The 18346-nt window shown below is 72.1% G+C and carries 17 protein-coding genes; 9 read left to right on the top strand and 8 right to left on the bottom strand.

All coding sequences use genetic code 11. The features are described from left to right. Window positions 1–2: 2 nt before the first annotated feature. The 5 genes from ACFQ6S_RS36815 to ACFQ6S_RS36795 all read left to right on the top strand — a co-directional run bounded on the left by ACFQ6S_RS36815 (window position 3) and on the right by ACFQ6S_RS36795 (window position 4315). On the top strand, window positions 3–314 hold the full coding sequence (locus ACFQ6S_RS36815) for an urease subunit beta (protein ID WP_383419407.1): 312 nt from the start codon (window positions 3–5) through the stop codon (window positions 312–314). Next, window positions 307–2028 (top strand): urease subunit alpha, encoded by a 1722-nt coding sequence (locus ACFQ6S_RS36810; RefSeq protein WP_383419405.1) that lies wholly within the window; start codon window positions 307–309, stop codon window positions 2026–2028. The genes ACFQ6S_RS36815 and ACFQ6S_RS36810 overlap by 8 nt, the downstream gene beginning before the upstream one ends. A gap of 27 nt (window positions 2029–2055) precedes the next feature. Then, window positions 2056–2730, top strand: a complete 675-nt coding sequence (locus ACFQ6S_RS36805) for an urease accessory protein UreF (protein ID WP_383419403.1) — start codon at window positions 2056–2058, stop codon at window positions 2728–2730. A gap of 146 nt (window positions 2731–2876) precedes the next feature. After that, on the top strand, window positions 2877–3554 hold the full coding sequence (ureG, locus tag ACFQ6S_RS36800; protein WP_383419401.1) for an urease accessory protein UreG: 678 nt from the start codon (window positions 2877–2879) through the stop codon (window positions 3552–3554). Continuing rightward, the gene (locus tag ACFQ6S_RS36795; protein WP_383419399.1) at window positions 3542–4315 is read left to right on the top strand and encodes an urease accessory protein UreD; all 774 of its coding nucleotides are present in this window, start codon (window positions 3542–3544) and stop codon (window positions 4313–4315) included. The genes ureG and ACFQ6S_RS36795 overlap by 13 nt, the downstream gene beginning before the upstream one ends. Window positions 4316–4348: 33 nt before the next feature. Here the strand turns inward: ACFQ6S_RS36795 and ACFQ6S_RS36790 are convergent, their stop codons facing one another. The 6 genes from ACFQ6S_RS36790 to ACFQ6S_RS36765 all read right to left on the bottom strand — a co-directional run bounded on the left by ACFQ6S_RS36790 (window position 4349) and on the right by ACFQ6S_RS36765 (window position 12034). After that, a complete protein-coding gene (locus ACFQ6S_RS36790; protein WP_383419398.1) occupies window positions 4349–5080 on the bottom strand; it encodes a lysophospholipid acyltransferase family protein in 732 nt (243 codons plus the stop codon). Window positions 5081–5402: 322 nt separating this feature from the next. Next, window positions 5403–6635 carry a PP2C family protein-serine/threonine phosphatase gene (locus ACFQ6S_RS36785; protein ID WP_383419396.1) on the bottom strand — a complete coding sequence of 411 codons (1233 nt, stop codon included), beginning with the start codon at window positions 6633–6635 and terminating at the stop codon, window positions 5403–5405. Window positions 6636–6723: 88 nt separating this feature from the next. Further along, the gene (locus ACFQ6S_RS36780) at window positions 6724–9183 is read right to left on the bottom strand and encodes a SpoIIE family protein phosphatase (RefSeq protein ID WP_383419395.1); all 2460 of its coding nucleotides are present in this window, start codon (window positions 9181–9183) and stop codon (window positions 6724–6726) included. Window positions 9184–9358: 175 nt separating this feature from the next. Next, the gene (gene rocD, locus ACFQ6S_RS36775; RefSeq protein WP_383419393.1) at window positions 9359–10576 is read right to left on the bottom strand and encodes an ornithine--oxo-acid transaminase; all 1218 of its coding nucleotides are present in this window, start codon (window positions 10574–10576) and stop codon (window positions 9359–9361) included. Continuing rightward, entirely contained in the window at window positions 10573–11385 is an 813-nt protein-coding gene (gene ddaH / locus ACFQ6S_RS36770; protein ID WP_383419391.1) for a dimethylargininase, read from the bottom strand. Before ddaH ends, rocD begins: the two co-directional genes overlap by 4 nt. A gap of 142 nt (window positions 11386–11527) precedes the next feature. Further along, the gene (locus ACFQ6S_RS36765; RefSeq protein ID WP_383419389.1) at window positions 11528–12034 is read right to left on the bottom strand and encodes an Lrp/AsnC family transcriptional regulator; all 507 of its coding nucleotides are present in this window, start codon (window positions 12032–12034) and stop codon (window positions 11528–11530) included. A gap of 88 nt (window positions 12035–12122) precedes the next feature. On the opposite strand from ACFQ6S_RS36765, the gene ACFQ6S_RS36760 reads away from it, so the two are divergent. The 4 genes from ACFQ6S_RS36760 to ACFQ6S_RS36745 are packed head-to-tail and all read left to right on the top strand — an operon-like array spanning window position 12123 to window position 16171. Further along, window positions 12123–12872 (top strand): LytR/AlgR family response regulator transcription factor, encoded by a 750-nt coding sequence (locus tag ACFQ6S_RS36760; protein WP_383419387.1) that lies wholly within the window; start codon window positions 12123–12125, stop codon window positions 12870–12872. A gap of 2 nt (window positions 12873–12874) precedes the next feature. After that, window positions 12875–13234, top strand: a complete 360-nt coding sequence (locus ACFQ6S_RS36755; protein ID WP_383419733.1) for a hypothetical protein — start codon at window positions 12875–12877, stop codon at window positions 13232–13234. Between the two features lie 22 nt (window positions 13235–13256). Next, window positions 13257–14969 (top strand): cation acetate symporter, encoded by a 1713-nt coding sequence (locus tag ACFQ6S_RS36750; protein ID WP_383419385.1) that lies wholly within the window; start codon window positions 13257–13259, stop codon window positions 14967–14969. After that, the gene (locus ACFQ6S_RS36745; RefSeq protein WP_383419383.1) at window positions 14966–16171 is read left to right on the top strand and encodes a sensor histidine kinase; all 1206 of its coding nucleotides are present in this window, start codon (window positions 14966–14968) and stop codon (window positions 16169–16171) included. The genes ACFQ6S_RS36750 and ACFQ6S_RS36745 overlap by 4 nt, the downstream gene beginning before the upstream one ends. A gap of 3 nt (window positions 16172–16174) precedes the next feature. Here the strand turns inward: ACFQ6S_RS36745 and ACFQ6S_RS36740 are convergent, their stop codons facing one another. Both ACFQ6S_RS36740 and ACFQ6S_RS36735 read right to left on the bottom strand, forming a co-directional pair. Then, window positions 16175–16345, bottom strand: a complete 171-nt coding sequence (locus ACFQ6S_RS36740) for a hypothetical protein (RefSeq protein WP_190072240.1) — start codon at window positions 16343–16345, stop codon at window positions 16175–16177. A gap of 12 nt (window positions 16346–16357) precedes the next feature. Beyond that, window positions 16358–18307: a protein kinase gene (locus ACFQ6S_RS36735; RefSeq protein ID WP_383419380.1), complete on the bottom strand. Its 1950-nt coding sequence runs from the start codon at window positions 18305–18307 to the stop codon at window positions 16358–16360. Window positions 18308–18346: the final 39 nt, after the last annotated feature.

Below are 18346 nucleotides of genomic sequence, written 5' to 3'. Positions count from 1 at the left end.
CGATGATTCCCGGAGAGATCCTGTTCGCCGACGGCCCGATTGCCTACAACCAGGGCCGTGAGGTCACCCGGCTCACCGTCCTCAACGCCGCCGACCGGCCCGTCCAGGTCGGCTCCCACTACCACTTCGCCGAGGCCAACCCGGGTCTGGACTTCGACCGGGACACCGCCCGAGGCAAGCGGCTGAACATCGCCGCCGGCACCGCCGTGCGCTTCGAGCCCGGGATCCCCGTCGACGTCGAGCTCGTCCCGCTCGCCGGCGCCCGTGTGGTGCCCGGACTGCGCGGCGAGACCGGAGGTGCCCTCGATGCCTGAGATCTCCCGCGCCGCGTACGCCGACCTGTTCGGCCCTACCACCGGTGACCGTATCCGGCTCGCCGACACCGATCTGCTCATCGAGATCGAGGAGGACCGCTCCGGCGGACCTGGACTCGCCGGGGACGAGGCCGTGTTCGGCGGCGGCAAGGTGATCCGCGAGTCCATGGGCCAGTCCCGCGCCACGCGCGCCGAGGGCACACCGGACACGGTCGTCACCGGCGTCGTGATCATCGACCACTGGGGCATCGTCAAGGCCGACGTCGGCATCCGCGACGGCCGTATCACCGGCATCGGCAAGGCGGGCAACCCCGACACGATGGACGGGGTGCACCCGGACCTCGTCATCGGCCCCGAGACCGAGATCATCGCGGGCAACGGGCGGATCCTCACCGCCGGCGCCATCGACGCGCACGTCCACTTCATCTGCCCCCAGATCGCCGACGAGGCCCTCGCGTCCGGCATCACCACGCTCGTGGGCGGCGGCACCGGCCCCGCCGAGGGCTCCAAGGCGACCACCGTCACGCCCGGCCCCTGGCATCTGGCCCGGATGCTGGAGGCGATGGAGGGGCACCCCGTCAACTTCGGTCTGCTGGGCAAGGGCAACACCGTCTCCCACGAGGCGATGCTGTCCCAGATCCGCGGTGGCGCGCTCGGCCTGAAGCTGCACGAGGACTGGGGCTCCACCCCGGCCGTCATCGACGCCTCGCTGACCGTCGCCGACCGGACCGGCATCCAGGTCGCGATCCACACGGACACTCTGAACGAGGCCGGCTTCGTGGGCGACACACTGGCCGCCATCGCCGGCCGGGGCATCCACGCGTACCACACCGAGGGCGCGGGCGGCGGGCACGCGCCGGACATCATGTCCGTCGTCTCCGAGCCGCACGTGCTGCCCAGCTCGACCAACCCGACACGGCCGTTCACCGTCAACACCGCCGAGGAACACCTCGACATGCTGATGGTGTGCCATCACCTCAACGCGGCGGTGCCCGAGGACCTCGCCTTCGCCGAGTCCCGGATCCGGCCCTCGACCATCGGGGCCGAGGACATACTGCACGACCTCGGCGCGATCTCGATCATCTCGTCGGACTCGCAGGCCATGGGGCGCGTGGGCGAGGTCGTCATGCGGACCTGGCAGACCGCGCATGTGATGAAGCGACGGCGCGGCGCGCTCCCGGGGGACGGACGGGCCGACAACCTCCGCGTACGGCGGTATGTCGCCAAGTACACGATCAACCCCGCGCTCGCGCAGGGCCTCGGCCGCGAGATCGGCTCCGTGGAGAGAGGCAAGCTCGCCGACCTGGTGCTGTGGGAACCGGCCTTCTTCGGCGTCAAGCCGCACCTCGTCATCAAGGGCGGGCAGATCGCCTACGCGCAGATGGGCGACGCCAACGCGTCCATCCCCACCCCGCAGCCGATCCTGCCCCGGCCGATGTTCGGCGCGATCGGGCGCGCCCCGGCCTCGAACTCGGTCAACTTCGTGGCGCCGCTCGCCCTCGAGGACGGGCTCCCGGAGCGACTCCAGCTGGGGAAGCGGTTCGTGGCCATCGAGTCGACGCGCGGGGTCACCAAGGCCGACATGCGTGAGAACGACGCGCGCCCCGACGTGCGGATCGACCCCGACAGCTTCGCCGTGCACATCGACGGGGAGCTGGTGGAGGCCACGCCCGCGGCCGAACTGCCCATGGCGCAGCGGTACTTCCTGTTCTGAGGGTCGGCTCCCGATGATCGGTTTCTGATGACACGAGCAGCACTTCTCGTTCTGGCCGACGGCCGCTTTCCCGCCGGGGGCCATGCGCACTCCGGCGGGGCGGAGGCGGCCGTCAAGGCGGGCCGGATCACCGGGGCCGCGAGCCTGGAGGACTTCTGCCGGGGGAGGTTGCACACGGCGGGGCTGGTCGCCGCCTCGCTCGCGGCGGCGGCCGCGCTCGGGGGCGACGCGGTGGCTCTGGACGAGGCGGCGGATGCCCGTACGCCGTCGCCCGCGTTGCGGCTGGCCGGGCGGAAGCTGGGGCGGCAGTTGATGCGGGCCGCTCGGGCGACCTGGCCTTCGGCGGAACTGGAGGCGCTCGCCCACCGGTTCCCCAAGGGCGCCCATCAGCCGGTCGTGCTCGGAGTCACGGCACGCGCGGCGGGCCTGGATGCCGTGGAGGCGGCGTACTGCGCGGCGTACGAGAGTGTGAGCGGGCCGGCGAGTGCGACGGTGCGGCTGCTCAGCCTTGATCCCTTCGAGGCCACGGCTGTGCTGGCCCGGCTGGCACCCGAGGTGGACCGGGTGGTCGACCGAGCCGTGGAGGCGGGGCGGCGAGTTGCCGCCGGCGGGGTCGATGAACTGCCCGCGGCGTCCGGGGCGTTGCTGGAGATCGGGGCGGAGGTGCATGCGGCTTGGGCTGTTCGGCTGTTCGCGTCCTGATTGTTCTCGCCCCCGCCACCCTTACCCACTCCCATCCCCAGGGGCTCCGCCCCTTCGACCCCGCTGGGGGCTGCGCCCCAGACCCCCTTCGGCCTGAACGGCCTCGTCCTCCACGCCGGACGGGCTGAAAGACAAAGGAGCCGCACATGCACCTCGACCACTCCCACGGCGGCCCCTCCGCCGTCAGTGCCGACGCCCACCGTCGTGACGGCTCGCGCCGCGCCTTGCGCATCGGGCTCGGAGGACCCGTCGGGTCCGGCAAGACCGCCACCGTCGCCGCGCTGTGCCGTGCACTGCGTGACGAGTTGTCCCTGGCCGTCGTCACCAACGACATCTACACACGCGAGGACGCCGAGTTCCTGTTGCGGGAGGCGGTGCTGCCGCCCGAGCGGATCACGGCCGTGGAGACGGGGGCCTGTCCGCACACGGCGATCCGGGACGACATCTCCGCGAACCTCGAAGCCGTCGAGGATCTGGAGGACGAGGTCGGGCCGCTCGATCTCATCCTCGTCGAGTCCGGTGGGGACAATCTCACCGCCACCTTCTCCAAGGGGCTCGTCGATGCGCAGATCTTCGTGATCGACGTGGCCGGCGGGGACGACATCCCCCGCAAGGGCGGACCCGGGGTCACCACCGCCGACCTGCTCGTCGTCAACAAGACCGACCTGGCGCCGTACGTCGGCTCCGACCTGGCGCGGATGGCGGCGGACGCCAAGGCGCAGCGCGCCGAACTGCCGGTCGTCTTCCAGTCGTTGAGGAGCGAGCCGGGTGTGACGGACGTCGCCGAGTGGGTGCGGGCGCGGCTCATGGCGTGGACGGCGTGACGACCTCGGCCGGCGGGGTACGGGCGCTCGCGCGGATCGTCGCCCGGGACGACGGGCGGGGGGTCACGTCGCTGCCCGTGCTCGACGGCGGCGGACCGCTGGCGCTCCGGCGGACCCGGGCGAGCGGCGCCGAGGCCCGGGTCGTGCTGGTCGGCGCGATGAGCGGGCCGCTCGGTGGTGACCACTTCACCGTCGAGGCCGATGTGGAGGCCGGGGCCCGGCTGCACGTCGGATCGGCCGCCGCCACCATCGCACTGCCGGGGCAGAGCAAGGGCGAGGCGCGATACGACGTACGGCTGTCCGTGGCCGACGGGGGTGAACTGCACTGGCTGCCCGAGCAGTTGATCTCCGCGCAGGGCAGTGATCTGTACGTCACCACGCGCGTCGACGTCGGTGCGGCCGGGCGGCTCGTCCTGCGGGAGGAGCAGGTGCTCGGGCGCGTGGGGGAGGGGCCGGGGCGGCTCACCAGCCGGATCCGGGTGCGTGTCGCGGGGCGCGTGGTTCTTGATCAGGAGTTGGCCTGCGGGCCCGGTGCCCCGGGCGGCTGGGACGGTCCCGCCGGGCTCGGCGGGTGCCGCGCCGTCGGGCAACTCGTCGTCGTGAGGCCGGAGTTCGCGCGAGACCCGGTGGCGGCTCGGGTGCTGGGGGACGGTGCCGCCGTCATGCCGCTCGCCGGGCCTGCCGCCCTGGTGAGCGCCGTGGCGGCCGACGCGCTGCGGCTGCGCCGACTGCTCGACGAGGCCCTCGCGTCCCTGGGCTGAGTGCCGCCGACCGGCCCGGCCGACGGCACCGCGTCAGCGGATGGGCAGCCGCAGGAACTTGCGCTCCTTCTCCGCCGTGGCCTTGGCTGCGGTCTCCTCGGCCTTGACGACGGCCGCGTACTGGTCCACGTACTCCTGCTCGGACAGCGACAGGATCGCGTACATGATCTCGTCGGTCACGGCGCGCAGGATCGCCTTCTCGTTCTCCATGCCTTCGTAGCGGGAGAAGTCGAGGGGCTCGCCGAAGCGGATCTTCACCGGGTGGATGTTGGGGATGACCTTGCCCGGCGGCTGCGCCTCGAACGTGCCGATCATCGCGCACGGGATGACCGGGACCCGGGCCTTGAGGGCCATCACGGCGACGCCGACCTTGCCCTTGTAGAGGCGGCCGTCGTGCGAGCGGGTGCCCTCGGGGTAGATGCCGAGGAGTTCGTCCTTGCTCAGCACCCCCAGCCCCTCGCGGATCGCGGCCTGCCCCGCGTCCTTGCCGGTGCGGTCGACCGGGATCTGACCGGCGCTGCGGAAGAAGGCGGCGGTCAGCCGGCCCTTGATGCCAGGGCCGGTGAAGTACTCCTTCTTGGCCAGGAAGGTGATGCGCCGCTTGAGTATCGCCGGCATCAGGAAGTGGTCCGAGAACGAGAGGTGGTTGCCGGCGACGATGGCCGCGCCCGTGGCCGGTACGTGCTCCAGACCCTCTATTCGAGGCCGGAAGACCAATCTCAACAGAGGTCCCAACAGCACGTATTTCAGTACGTAGTAGAACAAAGGGGCGCTCCTCACTCGAGGGGATCAGCTCGGGCCGCCGTGTTCTGGCAGGTCAACCAGCGTGCCGTGGGGCTGCCAGTGTAGGTGCAGGGGTGAGCGGCCGGAACCGGGTCGGTAGGGACGGATACCGACCCATACCGATTTACCTGACCGGGTGTCAGGTGGGCGGTGGGCGGGTGTCGTTCGCGGATGGGGAGGACCGCCGGACCAGCCTGGTGTTCCGGGGCCGTGCGCGGCAACCCGATGGCACGGTTTGGCGTGATCGTGATCGCCGGGTGGCAGGTGGTCCGTCCTTGCGGGGAGTCGGTGCGTCTGCTCGTCATCACAGCCGCACGATGATCAGTGCGGTGTCGTCCGTCGCGCCGCCGTGCGGCAGCAGCTCCAGCAGAACGGCGTCCGCGAGGGACTCGGGGTCGGCCGTGCGATGGCGGCCGAGGGAGTCGGCCAGGCGGGCCAGTCCGGTGTCGATGTCCTCGCGTCGGCGTTCGACCAGACCGTCCGTGTACAGCGCGAGCGTGGCGCCACTGGTGTAGGTGATGAGGGCCTCGGGTCTCGGCTTCGGGTCGGGTCGGGCGTCCAGCGGCGGGTCGGTGGCCTGGTCGAGGAACTCCACACGGCCGTCGGGATGGACCAGGACGGGCGGCGGATGGCCCGCGCTGCTGTAGGTGATGGTCTGGGCGTCGCAGTCGATGAAGGTCGTGGCCGCGGTGGCCGATTCGGCGCCGTCGACGACATGCGCGTACCGCCCCAGCACGTCGAGCGCCTGGGCCGGGCCGTCGGCGACGCGCGAGGCGGCGCTGAGAGCGCTGCGCAGCTGGCCCATGACCCCGGCCGCTTCCAGGCCGTGTCCGACCACATCGCCCACGGAGACGCCGATACGGTTGCCGCCGACCAGGTCGACCAGGTCGTACCAGTCGCCGCACACGTTCAGCGCGCCGACCGCGGGCCGGTAGCGCACCGCGGCCCGGTGGTTGCCGACCTGCCGGCGGGCGGGCAGCATCGCCTCCTGCAGGGCCAGAGCCACCTCGCGCTCGCGGGCGTGGGACAGCCGCAGCCGTTCATTGAGCTCCTGGAGCTCCCGGGCCCGGCTGTACAGCTCGGCCTCCAGCACCCGTGCCCGGCTGTCGCCGCCGGTGCCGCCGCGCAGCCGGATGAGCTCGGTGACCTCCTCCACCCGGTGCACGACGAGCGCCACCTCGCCGTCGGGGCCGAGGACGGGCACGTTGATCGGGCTCCAGTAGCGCTCCTCCCACTCGCCGGGGTGCAGGGGGTCCTCCACGTCGTAGCGCTGCAGGGCCATGGCGTCGCGCTCGCCGGTGCTCACCACGCGCAGCAGCGACGAATGCAGATTGCGCATGCCGGTGGCGGTGGAGTCGTTGGGGTTGTCGGGGAAGACGTCGAAGAGGTACTGGCCGACCAGCTCTTCGCGCATGCGTCCCGACAGGCGCTGGAAGTCCTTGTTGGCGTCGACGTAGATCAGCTCCGGGGTCAGCAGCGCCACCATCCCCGGCAGCTGCTGGAACACCGCCTCGTAGTCCGTCGCCGTCTCTTCCATGGCTGCCGCCTCACCACAGGGATCTGACCAGTTTCCCACGCCACATGGCTTATGTATCGATGTACTACATCTGTCCCGATCCGTCAGATCAGGCCAATGGATCCGTCAGGGGCTGCTCGGCCCAGATGATCTTCCCTTCGGGGACGAACCGTGTGCCCCACTGCTGGGTGAACTGGGAGACCAGCAGCAACCCGCGCCCGCCCTCGTCGGTGGTGCGGGGATGCCGCAGATGGGGGGCGGTGGCGCCGCCGTCGTAGACCTCGCAGAACAGCGCGCGCTCCCTGATCAGGCGCAGCCGGATGGGGCCGGTGGCGTACCGGATGGCGTTGGTGACCAGCTCGCTGACGACCAGTTCCGTGGTGAACGCCAGCTCCTCGAGCCCCCATTCCGCCAGCTGCCGGGAGGCCGTCTTCCGGGCGTCGGCGACGGCCGCGGGGTCGGCGGGCAGGTCCCAGTCGGCGACCTGTTCGGTGCCCAGGACGCGGGTACGGGCCATCAGCAGCGCCACGTCGTCGTGCGGGCGGGCCGGGACCAGGGCATCGACCACGGTGCGGCAGTGCAGGTCGAGCGAGGTCGTGCGCCCCTCGAGGGCCTGCCGCAGCCGGTTCCGGTCGGCGTCCATGGTCCAGTCGACCCCGCCGGCCAGCAGCCCGTCGGTGTGCAGGGCGAGCGTGCTGCCCGCCGCCAGGGCCAGCTCCACCGACTCGAAGGGCGGGCCTCCCACGCCGAGCGGCGGGCCCTGCGGAAGGTCGACGAACGCGACGCTGCCGTCGGGCATGACGACGGCGGGCGCCGGATGGCCCGCGGCCGCCATGGTGCACGTCCCGTCGACGGGGTCGTAGACGACGTACACGCATCCGGACCCCACGGACTGGGCGACGGCGGCCTCCTCCCCGTCCGTGTCGCCGCCTTCCTCGCGGGCCGACCGCGCGACCAGGTCGTCGAGGTGGGCCAGCACCTCCTCGGGCGGCAGATCCAGCGCGGCGAGGGTCCGTACGGCGGTCCGCAGCTGCCCCATGGCCGCCGCGGCGTCGATGCCGTGCCCGGGCACCTCGCCCACGACCAGGGCGACGCGGGCGCCCGACAGCGGGATGACGTCGTACCAGTCGCCGCCCAGGCCGGTCAGCTCGTCGGCCGGCCGGTAGCAGGCGGACACCTCCACCGCCTCCTGCTCGGGCAGCCGGTGCGGCAGCAGGCTGCGCTGCAGGACGAGGGCCGCGTCACGCTCGCGGGTGTAGCGCCGGGCGTTGTCGACACACACGGCGGCGCGCGAGACCAGGTCCTCGGCCAGGTGCAGGTCGTCCTCCTCGAAGGGCTCCTGGCGATGGCGCCGGAAGAAGGTGGTCAGGCCCAGGGTGACGCCTCGCGCACAGATCGGCACGATCATCACGCTGTGCAACCCCAGCTCCAGGAAGATCGCGGCCTGTCCGCCACGCGCGTGCTCGGCCCAGGCCTCGGCCAGCGGGTCCAGCTTCTCCTCGCGCCAGGACCTGGCCGTACGCAGCGAACGGAGCGGCGGCGACCCCGTCGGATACCTGACCCGCTCGCCGATGGCGACGACGGCCTCCGGCACGCTCTCGAGCAGCGATCGCTGCCCCGCGCGCCGCAGCGGCATCGGATCGTCGTCCCTCGGCGGACCGGACGCGGGCTCCCCGCCCCGCAGCACCGATTCCAGCAGGTCCACGGTGACGAGGTCGGCGAGCCCCGGTACGGCCACCTCCGCCAGCTCCTGGGCGGTGCGCGTGATGTCGAGCGTGCGGCCGATGTGCTCGCCGGCCCGGTCGAGCAGGGCCAGGCGCTGCCTGGCGCGATGCCGGTCGGTGACGTCCTCCACCGTGTAGTACACGCCGGTGGGGTGGCCGTGGCCGTCGTCCAGACGGGTGAACGACATCATGTGCGCGGTCTCGCGCAGCGGGGCGGAGCGGGCGTGGCCGACGTGCTCGTAGCCGACGATCGCCTCGCCGGTCGCCAGCACCTGGCGCATCTGCGCCTCGATGGACTCGGAGTCCAGACCGGGCTGGATGTCCGCGAGCCGCAGACCGAGCCGGTGGGGCGGCGGGCCGCCCCCGAACCGCCCGAGGGCCGCGTTCGACCAGACATAGCGCAGATCCGTGTCGACGATCGCTATGCCGACGGGGGAGCGGGCGACCATCTGTTCCAGGGTGTCGCGGCTCATGTCCCAGCCGGGGGCGTCCGCGAGCTCCGACAGCAGCACGAGCCAGCGCGAGGGGCCCTGGGTGTCGAGGGCCGAGGTGATCCGGACGTTGAGTCTGAGGCGGGCCCTGTCCGCGCGCAGCGCCGTCAGCAGCCCCGCCCAGCCGCCCTCCCGGCCGCACCGCTCGATCAGCCCCGGCACGCGCGCCGCGTCCTCGGAGCTCAGCAGCTCGGCGACGCTCTTGCCCACCGCCTCGGAGGCCGCGTACGCCAGCAGCCGCTCCGCGCCCCTGGTCCACCCCGTGACCAGGCCCTGAGCGTCGAGCAGCAGAGGCACGGCGTCCGCCACGTCGAACCCCTGCCTGGCAACACCCTGTTCCTCGTGTGTGCCCACGGCCGACCTCTCTGTCGCTGAGAGCGGTCTACCACCTCTTGTCCCCATCTTCACCCTTCCCCTCACCACCGCCTCTTAGTGGGGGCCGAGCGTGTGCGGGGGAGGGGAACCGGGTGGATGATGCGCGACAGCCCGGCTCCCACCCACGGGAACCGGGCTGTCCGGGCGGAGCCGTCTAGCCCAGCACCTTCTCCAACGCGCCCAACGCCCCCGTCAACTCCTCCGCGGTGATCGTCAGCGGAGGAGCCAGGCGGATCGTGGAGCCATGGGTGTCCTTGACCAGGACGCCCTCGCGGAGCAGACGTTCGCTGATCTCGCGGCCCGTGCCGACCGCGGGGTCGATGTCGACGCCCGCCCACAGGCCCCGCGCGCGGAAGCCGACGACGCCCTTGCCGAGCAGTGCCGACAGACCGCCCCGCAGGACCACGCCCAGATCGGTGGCCCGGCGCTGGAATTCGCCCGTCTCCAGCAGCTCGACCACCGCCGTGCCGACCGCGGCGGCCAGCGGGTTGCCGCCGAACGTCGAGCCGTGCTCGCCCGGCCCCAGCACGCCGAGCACCTCACGGCGGCCCACCACCGCCGACACCGGCACGATGCCGCCGCCCAGCGCCTTGCCCAGCAGCAGCAGGTCCGGGACGACCGACTCGTGCTCGACGGCGAGCGTACGGCCCGTGCGGCCGAGGCCCGACTGGATCTCGTCCGCGATGAACAGACAGCCCTTGCGGCTGGTCAGCTCGCGTACCCCGGCGAGGTAGCCGTTGTCCGGGATCAGCACACCCGCTTCACCCTGGATCGGCTCCAGCAGCACGGCCGCCGTCGTCTCGTCGATCGCCTCCTCCAGGGCCGCCAGGTCGTTGTACGGCACGATCCGGAAGCCCGGCGTGAAGGGACCGAAGCCCTGACGCGCGGTCTCGTCCGTCGAGAAGCTGACGATCGTCGTCGTACGGCCGTGGAAGTTCTCCGCGGCCACCACGATCGTCGCCTGATCGGCCGGAACGCCCTTCACGTCGTACGCCCACTTGCGGGCCACCTTGATGCCGCTCTCCACGGCCTCGGCGCCCGTGTTCATCGGCAGCACCATGTCCAGGCCCGTCAGTGCCGCCAGCCGCTCGGCGAACTCGGCGAGCCGGTCGTTGTGGAAGGCCCGGGACGTCAGGGTCAGACGGTCGAGCTGGGCGTGCGCCGCCTCGATCAGGGCCGGATGGCGGTGGCCGAAGTTCAGCGCCGAGTACCCCGCCAGCATGTCGAGATGGCGGCGGCCCTCCACGTCCTCCACCCAGGTGCCCTCGGCCCGGGAGACGACCACCGGCAGCGGATGGTAGTTGTGCGCCAGGACTGGCTCCTCGGCGCGGATCAGATCGGCGGACGAACGGGTCTGCGCGGGCGCGGTCATGAGCGGATCTCCTGGGTGCAGCACTTGATGCCACCGCCGGCCTTGCGGAACTCGGACAGGTCGACGGGGACGGGGACATAGCCGCGCTCGTCCAGCCCGGCGGCGAGGGCCTCGGCCTGGGGCGCGATGAAGACGTGGCGGCCGTCGGACACGGAGTTCAGACCGAAGGCCGACGCGTCGTCGCGGGTCGCGAGCACCGCGTCGGGGAACAGCCGCGCGAGCACCTCACGGCTGCCCGGCGAGAACGCCTCCGGGTAGTAGGCGATGTTGTCGTCGTCGAGCACGAACAGCGCCGTGTCCAGGTGGTAGAAGTACGGATCCACCAGCGTCAGGCTGATCACCGGGTGGCCGAAGAACTCCTGCACCTCGCGGTGCGCCTCGCGGGTGGTGCGGAAGCCGGTGCCGGCGAGCACATAGCGGCCCGTCCACACCAGATCGCCCTCGCCCTCGCACACGGACTCGGGCCGGTACACGTCGAAGCCCGCCGTCTTGAACCACGTCTCGTAGTGCGTGGACTCGGCGCGGCGCTCGGGCGCGTGGAAGAGGGAACCGAAGACGCGGCCGCCGACGACGACCGCCGAGTTCGCGGCGAAGACCATGTCGGGAAGGCCGACGACCGGCTCCACGACGTCGACCGCGTGGCCGTGGGAACGATAGGCGCGGATCAGCGACTGCCACTGATCCTGGGCCAGATCGAGGTCGACCCGGATGTCGGGTTGCATCCAGGGGTTGATCGCGTACTGCACGGCGAAGTGTCTGGGTTCGCAGACCAGGAAGCGCCGCCGGCGCGGCACACGGGTTTCGGGCACAGAGGGGTTCCTCCGCTTCCTACGGTGTTGATGAGGATTGACTCCAAGGTAGAAAGAGACGCCGACGAGCGACAAGAAACAAGAAGTGCGTGTTCGCGCAGGAACGCTGCGTCTTCGAGCCGGTCAGCGCACGACTGCTGCGTCAACCCCACGATCCCGTGTCTTCTTCCTGAATGGCCTGGGTGGCACCCGCTTCCGGACTCTCCGGGATGAGATGGGACAGCACCATGACGCTGATCGTCTTGCGGATGAACGGCTCGACGCGGATCCGCTCCAGCACCTCCTCGAAGTGCTCCACGTCCCGCGCCCGCACATGCAGCAACGCGTCCGCGCCCCCGGTCACCGTCATCGCCGCGGTGATCTCCGGATGGTTGCGGACCACCTCCGCCAGCCGCCGCGGCGGGGCCGCACCCTCGCAGTACACCTCGACGTACGCCTCCGTACGCCAGCCCAGCGCCGCCGGCTTGACCGTGGCCGTGAACCCGGTGATCACACCCGTGTCCCGCAGCCGGTCCACGCGCCGTTTCACCGCCGTCGCCGACAGCCCGACGCTCGAGCCGATCTCGGCGAAACTGGTCCGGGCGTTCGCCATCAGGGCCGTGATGATCTTCCGGTCGAGTTCGTCGAAGGAGGCCGCGCCGCTGTTCATGACGGCACTGTAAGCGGCACGACACCCGGCGGAGACGTCCACGCAGACCACATGTCCACGCGCACTCATTGCTCTTACACTCCCGTTCATGCTGCGCGCCCTGGCTGTCGACGACGAACGCCCCTCGCTGGAGGAACTGGTCTACCTCCTGAACGCAGACCCGCGCATCGGCAGCGCGGAGGGCGCCGGCGACGCGACCGAGGCGCTGCGCCGGATCAACCGCGCCCTGGACTCCGGACCGCACGGCCCGGAGTCGATCGACGTCGTCTTCCTCGACATCAACATGCCCGGCCTGGACGGCCTGGACCTGGCCCGGCTGCTCACCGGCCTCGCCAAGCCGCCGCTGGTCGTGTTCGTCACCGCCCACGAGGACTTCGCCGTCCAGGCCTTCGACCTCAAGGCCGTCGACTACGTGCTCAAGCCCGTGCGCAAGGAGCGCCTCGCGGAGGCGGTCCGCCGTGCCGCCGAGCTCAGGGACACCGCTCCCCGAATACCCGTGAGCGAACCCGACCCCGACCACATCCCCGTCGAACTGGGCGGCGTGACCCGATTCGTCGCCGTCGAGGACATCACCCACGTCGAGGCCCAGGGCGACTACGCCCGCCTGCACACCGACAAGGGCAGCCACCTCGTCCGCATCCCCTTGTCCACCCTGGAGGAGCGCTGGCGCTCGCGCGGCTTCGTCCGCATCCACCGCCGCCACCTCGTCGCCCTGCGCCACATCGGCGAGCTCCGCCTGGACGCGGGCACCGTCAGCGTCATGGTCGGCGCCGAGGAACTCCAGGTCAGCCGCCGGCACGCACGCGAGCTGCGCGACCTGCTCATGAGGAGGCCATGACGATGCCGCAGAGCCCCACCGAACGCCGGGTCGTCGTCACCGGCCCGCCCCGGCGGACCGGCCGGGTCTCCGGCTACTACCGCCCGCGTACCGAGATCGACGAGCAGACCACCCTCGGCCACACCTACGTCCGCTCCCTGATGCGCACCCAACTGCGCGCCGGCCTCGCCGTGTTCGCGGTCCTCGGCCTGCTGATAGGCCCCCTGCCGCTGCTGTTCGCGGCCATGCCGGACGCCCGCGGCCCGGAGTGGCTGGTCCTCGGCTTCTGCCTCTACGCCCCCATGGTCCTCCTCGCCCGCTGGTACGTGCGGCGCGCCGAACGCAACGAGCGCGACTTCGTGCGCCTCGTCGAAGACCGCTGAGCGGCGAGGGACAGATGAGGCCGTGAACTCCAGCTACGCCGTCCCCGCCGTCGCCCTCGTCGTCCTGGCGACCATCCTCGTCGGCGCCTTCGGCCTGCGCATCTCCCGCACCACCTCCGACTTCTACGTCGCCTCCCGAACCGTCGGCCCCCGCCTCAACGCGGCCGCGATCAGCGGCGAATACCTCTCCGCCGCCTCCTTCCTCGGCATCGCGGGCCTCCTGCTCGTCCAGGGCCCCGACATGCTCTGGTACCCGGTCGGCTACACCGCCGGATACCTCGTCCTGCTGCTCTTCGTCGCGGCCCCGCTGCGCCGCTCGGGCGCCTACACCCTGCCCGACTTCGCCGAGGCCCGGCTGTCCTCCCAGGCCGTACGGCGACTCGCGGGCGCCTTCGTCGTCGGCACCGGCTGGCTGTATCTGCTGCCCCAACTCCAGGGCGCCGGACTGACGCTGACCGTGCTGACGGGCGCGCCCGACTCACTCGGCGGACTGATCGTCGCCGTCGTCGTGGTCGCCATCGTCGCCGCGGGCGGCATGCGCAGCATCACCTTCGTACAGGCCTTCCAGTACTGGCTGAAACTCACCGCCCTGCTGGTCCCCGCCCTGTTCCTGATCCTCGCCTGGCAGGGCGACGGCGCCCCCCGCCACGCATTCGACGAACCGGCGACCTTCCGCGAACAGAGCGTCGTCCGCATCGACGACAGCATCAGGCTGAAGCTCGACCGCCCGCTCGCCGTCACCGTGAGCGGCACCATCGACGGCCGCGGTCACGAGGACGACAAGCTCGAACTCCGCGCCGGCACCCACCACATCGAGGCCGGCACCCGGCTGACCTTCGCCAAGGGCGCCGAGGTACCCGAACGCGAGCGCAGCGCGGGCGGCGGTCTGTCCCCCTCCCAGGCCGAGAGCCGCGGCGAACGCCCCCTGTACGCCACCTACGGCCTGATCCTCGCCACCTTCCTCGGCACCATGGGACTGCCGCACGTCGTCGTGCGCTTCTACACCAGCCCGCACGGCGTCGCCGCCCGCCGCACCACCGTCGCCGTGCTCGGTCTGATCGGCGCCTTCTACCTGCTGCCCCCGGTCTACGGCGCCCTCGGCCGTATCTACGCCCCCGAACTCACCCTCACCGGCGACGCGGACGCCGCCGCACTCCTCCTGCCGGACCGCATGATCGGCGGACTCGGTGGCGACCTGCTCGGCGCGTTGGTCGCGGGCGGTGCCTTCGCCGCGTTCCTGTCCACGGCGTCGGGCCTGACCATGGCCGTCGCGGGCGTGCTCACCCAGGACGTCCTCCCGGCACGCGGCGTACGGCACTTCCGGCTCGGCACGGTCCTCGCCATGGCCGTCCCGCTCGCCGCGAGCGCCCTGGTCGGCGGGCTGCCGGTGGCCGACGCGGTGGGCCTCGCCTTCGCCGTCTCGGCGTCGTCCTTCTGCCCGCTGCTGGTCCTCGGCATCTGGTGGCGCCGGCTCACCCCGCCCGGTGCCGCCGCCGGGATGCTGGTGGGCGGCGGCTCGGCGCTGCTCGCCGTCGCCGCGACCATGGCGGGCTTCCCGGGCTCCGGCGCGCTGCACGCGCTGCTCGCCTGGCCCGCGCTCTGGTCGGTGCCGCTGGGCTTCCTCACCATGGTGCTGGTCTCGCTGGCCACCCCGGGCCGGGTGCCGCCCGGAACGGCGGCGATCCTGGCGCGCTTCCATCTGCCGGAGGAACTACGGGCGGAGGCGAAGGCATGAGCGGATTCATCGCGGGCCTGTGCGTGGCGATCCTCCCCCTGCTCGCCGCGGGCTTCTGGCTCGGCCGGCGCACCGCCCGCCCCGAGAACCTCGGCGGCCTCGGCACCCCCGTCGAGCACGCCACTTTCGAGACACTGCACACCGCCTCCCTCGCCGCACCCCCGCTGCGCGCCGGACTCACCGAGGAGACCGCCCGCAAATCGGCCCGCAGGCTCCGCTCACTCCTCGGCACCGACGCGCTGTGCCTGACCGACCAGAAGGACGTCCTGATGTGGGACGGGGTGGGCGGCCATCACCGTACGCAGATCATGGAACTCCTCGCCGGCCCGCTGGAGTCCGGCCGCGGCGAGGCCTTCCCGCTCACCTGCGACACACCCGACTGCCCGGTGCGCTGGGCGGTCGTTGCCCCGCTCACCGTCGACGACCGGGTCCACGGCGCCCTCGTCGCCTGCGCGCCCCGCGAATCGGCGGTGCTGGTGCGCGCGGCCGGCGAAGTGGCCCGATGGGTGTCCGTGCAGCTGGAACTGGCCGACCTCGACCAGTCCCGCACCCGCCTGATCGAGGCCGAGATCAAGGCACTGCGGGCACAGATCTCCCCGCACTTCATCTTCAACTCGCTGGCCGTCATCGCCAGCTTCGTCCGCACCGACCCCGAGCGCGCCCGCGAACTGCTCCTGGAATTCGCCGACTTCACCCGCTACTCGTTCCGCAGGCACGGCGACTTCACCACCCTCGCCGACGAACTGCACGCCATCGACCACTACCTGGCGCTGGTGCGGGCACGCTTCGGCGACCGCCTCTCCGTCACCCTCCAGATCGCCCCGGAGGTACTGCCGGTCGCCCTGCCCTTCCTGTGCCTGCAGCCGCTCGTCGAGAACGCCGTCAAGCACGGTCTGGAGGGCGCGTCCGACAAGTGCCGCATCCAGATCACCGCGCAGGACGCCGGCGCCGAGGCCCTCGTCGTCATCGAGGACGACGGCGCCGGGATGGACCCGGCCCTGCTGCGCCGCATCCTCGCCGGCGAGGTCAGCCCTTCGGGCGGCATCGGGCTGTCGAACGTCGACGACCGGCTACGGCAGGTGTACGGCGACGACTACGGCCTCGTCATCGAGACCGCCCCGGGCGCGGGCATGAAGGTGACCGCCCGGCTGCCGAAGTACCAGCCGGGCGTGCACTCGGCGGGGCGACTCGCCCGGGAGTGAGGCTCACGTGGGACGGCTGACGACCATCCCCAGCGTGATGAGCCCCAGCACCACCCACCCGAACCACAGCCAGCCATTGCTCCCGAGCGCCACCGTGTAGGCCGTGACCACGACGAGTCCGCCCACGGTGAGCACCCCCATCGCCTTCGTAGAACCGTCCGTAGAACCGGGCATCGCAACACCCTCCTAGGGTTCGTCCCCCTCCATGGTGCCCCCGTTCTGCTTCCGGACGGTGCACACGACGAAATGCGTGCCGTTCTTCCAGGCCCCCTCGCTGGTCCAGGAGCCCGCCGTGTACACGGAAGGATCGAATCCGTAGTCGCCCGGCGGCACCTCCCGGGCGCACGCCGTGTCCGACTCGGTACGGGCCTCGCTCAGCGTGACGTCGGCGCCCAGCCGGGCGAAACCGAGCACCTGCTCGTCGTGCGGCCCCGTGCAGGACACCAGCCGGGCGTCCCGGTGCGAGCGGACGTCCAGACAGTCCCGCCGCTGCATGGTCGCCGTGTCCGCGAAGGCAGCCCCCATCTCGCGGTGCTCGCCCAGCGGCCCGTACACCGGCCCGTGCCCGCCCAGCACCAGACAGGCGGTCCGCCGCCCGGCCGCCTCGAACCCCGCCTCACTCGGCACCACGGCGAAGCTGCGGACGTCCGCCAGCCCCTCCCGGAGCTCCGCCGTCCGCTCCTCACAGGCCGCAGGACCCTCCTGGCGGGCCTCGGCGGCGGACGCGGCCGGCGCGAACGCCATCACCTGGCCGTCGGGCACCTTCTCCCCGCAACCGGCATCCAGACTCAGCCGGGGCGTGCCCTGGAAGGCGGCCCCGCCGGGCCAGTCGGCGAGCACACAGTCGCCGCCCTTCAGCGGTGTGCCGAGTCCGACGGCGTCGCCGTACGGCCGCTCGGTCCCGCCGGTCTCCGACTGCCGGGACATCGCGTACCAGACGCCGGTGCCCGCGAGCGCCAGCCCGAGCAGACCGGCGAGGACCGCATGGAGGATGCGGGGGCGGGTCCGGCGTGGCCCACCGGCCCCGAAGCCCTGCAGCCCACCGGGAGGCTCCGGCAACCAGTCGCCGGGCTGCCCGTACCCGGAGCCCGGGCCCTGCGATCCTTCGATACGTCCGGACGGGGGACGGAAGCCCTGCGCACCGCCCGGCCGCTCGGACACGGGCAGGGACCCGAACCCTCCCGCCTCGGGCACGGCCCCCGAAGGCGGCGCTCCACCCCAGTGCGGCTGCGAACCGAGGTCGGTCTGGGTCCGCGCGTACGCGTCTGCCTCCGGAGCGACGATCCGCGACAGCGCCGCCTCCGCCTCCGCGGCCGACATCCGCCGCGCCGGATCCTTCTCCAGCAACGCCCGCACGACGGGCTCCAGCGCCCCGGCCCGCCCGGCCGCCCGGGGCTCCTCCATGACCACCGCGGTCAGTTCCGCCAGATGGGACTCGCGGTCGAAGGGACCCCGGCCCTCGACGGCGTAGTACAGCGTGCAGCCCAGGGAGAACACATCGGTGGCCGGCGTGGGTGCCCCGCCCGTGACCCGCTCCGGCGCCAGATAGCCCGCCGTGCCCACGAGCACCGACGCCAGCGTGTACCGCGTCTCACCGGCGTCCGGCTGCACCGAGATGCCGTAGTCGGTGAGCAGCACCCGCCCGTACGGCGCCCCGGTGCGGTCCGGTGCCAGCAGGATGTTCGCCGGCTTCACATCCCGGTGCATGACACCCCGCCGGTGCCCGGCGGTCAGCGCGTCGAGCACGGCGAGGCCGATGCGGGCGCACTCCGCGGGCGCCGGCGGGCCCTGCTGATCGACCAGGTCACGCAGGTTGACGGCGCCTTCCACGTACTCCATGACGATCCACGGCAGCCCCTCGTGCTCCAGCACGTCGTGCACGGTCACCACATGCGGATGCCCACGCAGCCCCGCCGCGTGCCGGGCCTCGGCCCGGGCACGGGCCACCCGGGCCTCGTGCTCGTCGGCCTCGGCCGGGTCCCGGAACACGATCTCCTTGAGCGCCACCTCGCAGGCGAGTCTCCGGTCATGGGCGAGCCAGACATGGCCCATGCCGCCGCTGCCGAGCCGGTTCAGCAGCAGATAGCGGCCGGCGATGACCCGGCCCACTCCCGACGTCGGTGTTCCTGAAGGCATCCGGTGACTCCCCGGTTCTGCGGGTGCGCTGGCTGCGTG

Source organism: Streptomyces sp. NPDC056479 (assembly GCF_042795335.1).
Lineage (GTDB): Bacteria > Actinomycetota > Actinomycetes > Streptomycetales > Streptomycetaceae > Streptomyces.
Note: the sequence above shows the minus strand (reverse complement) of the source record. Positions and strands in the feature narration are given on the sequence as shown.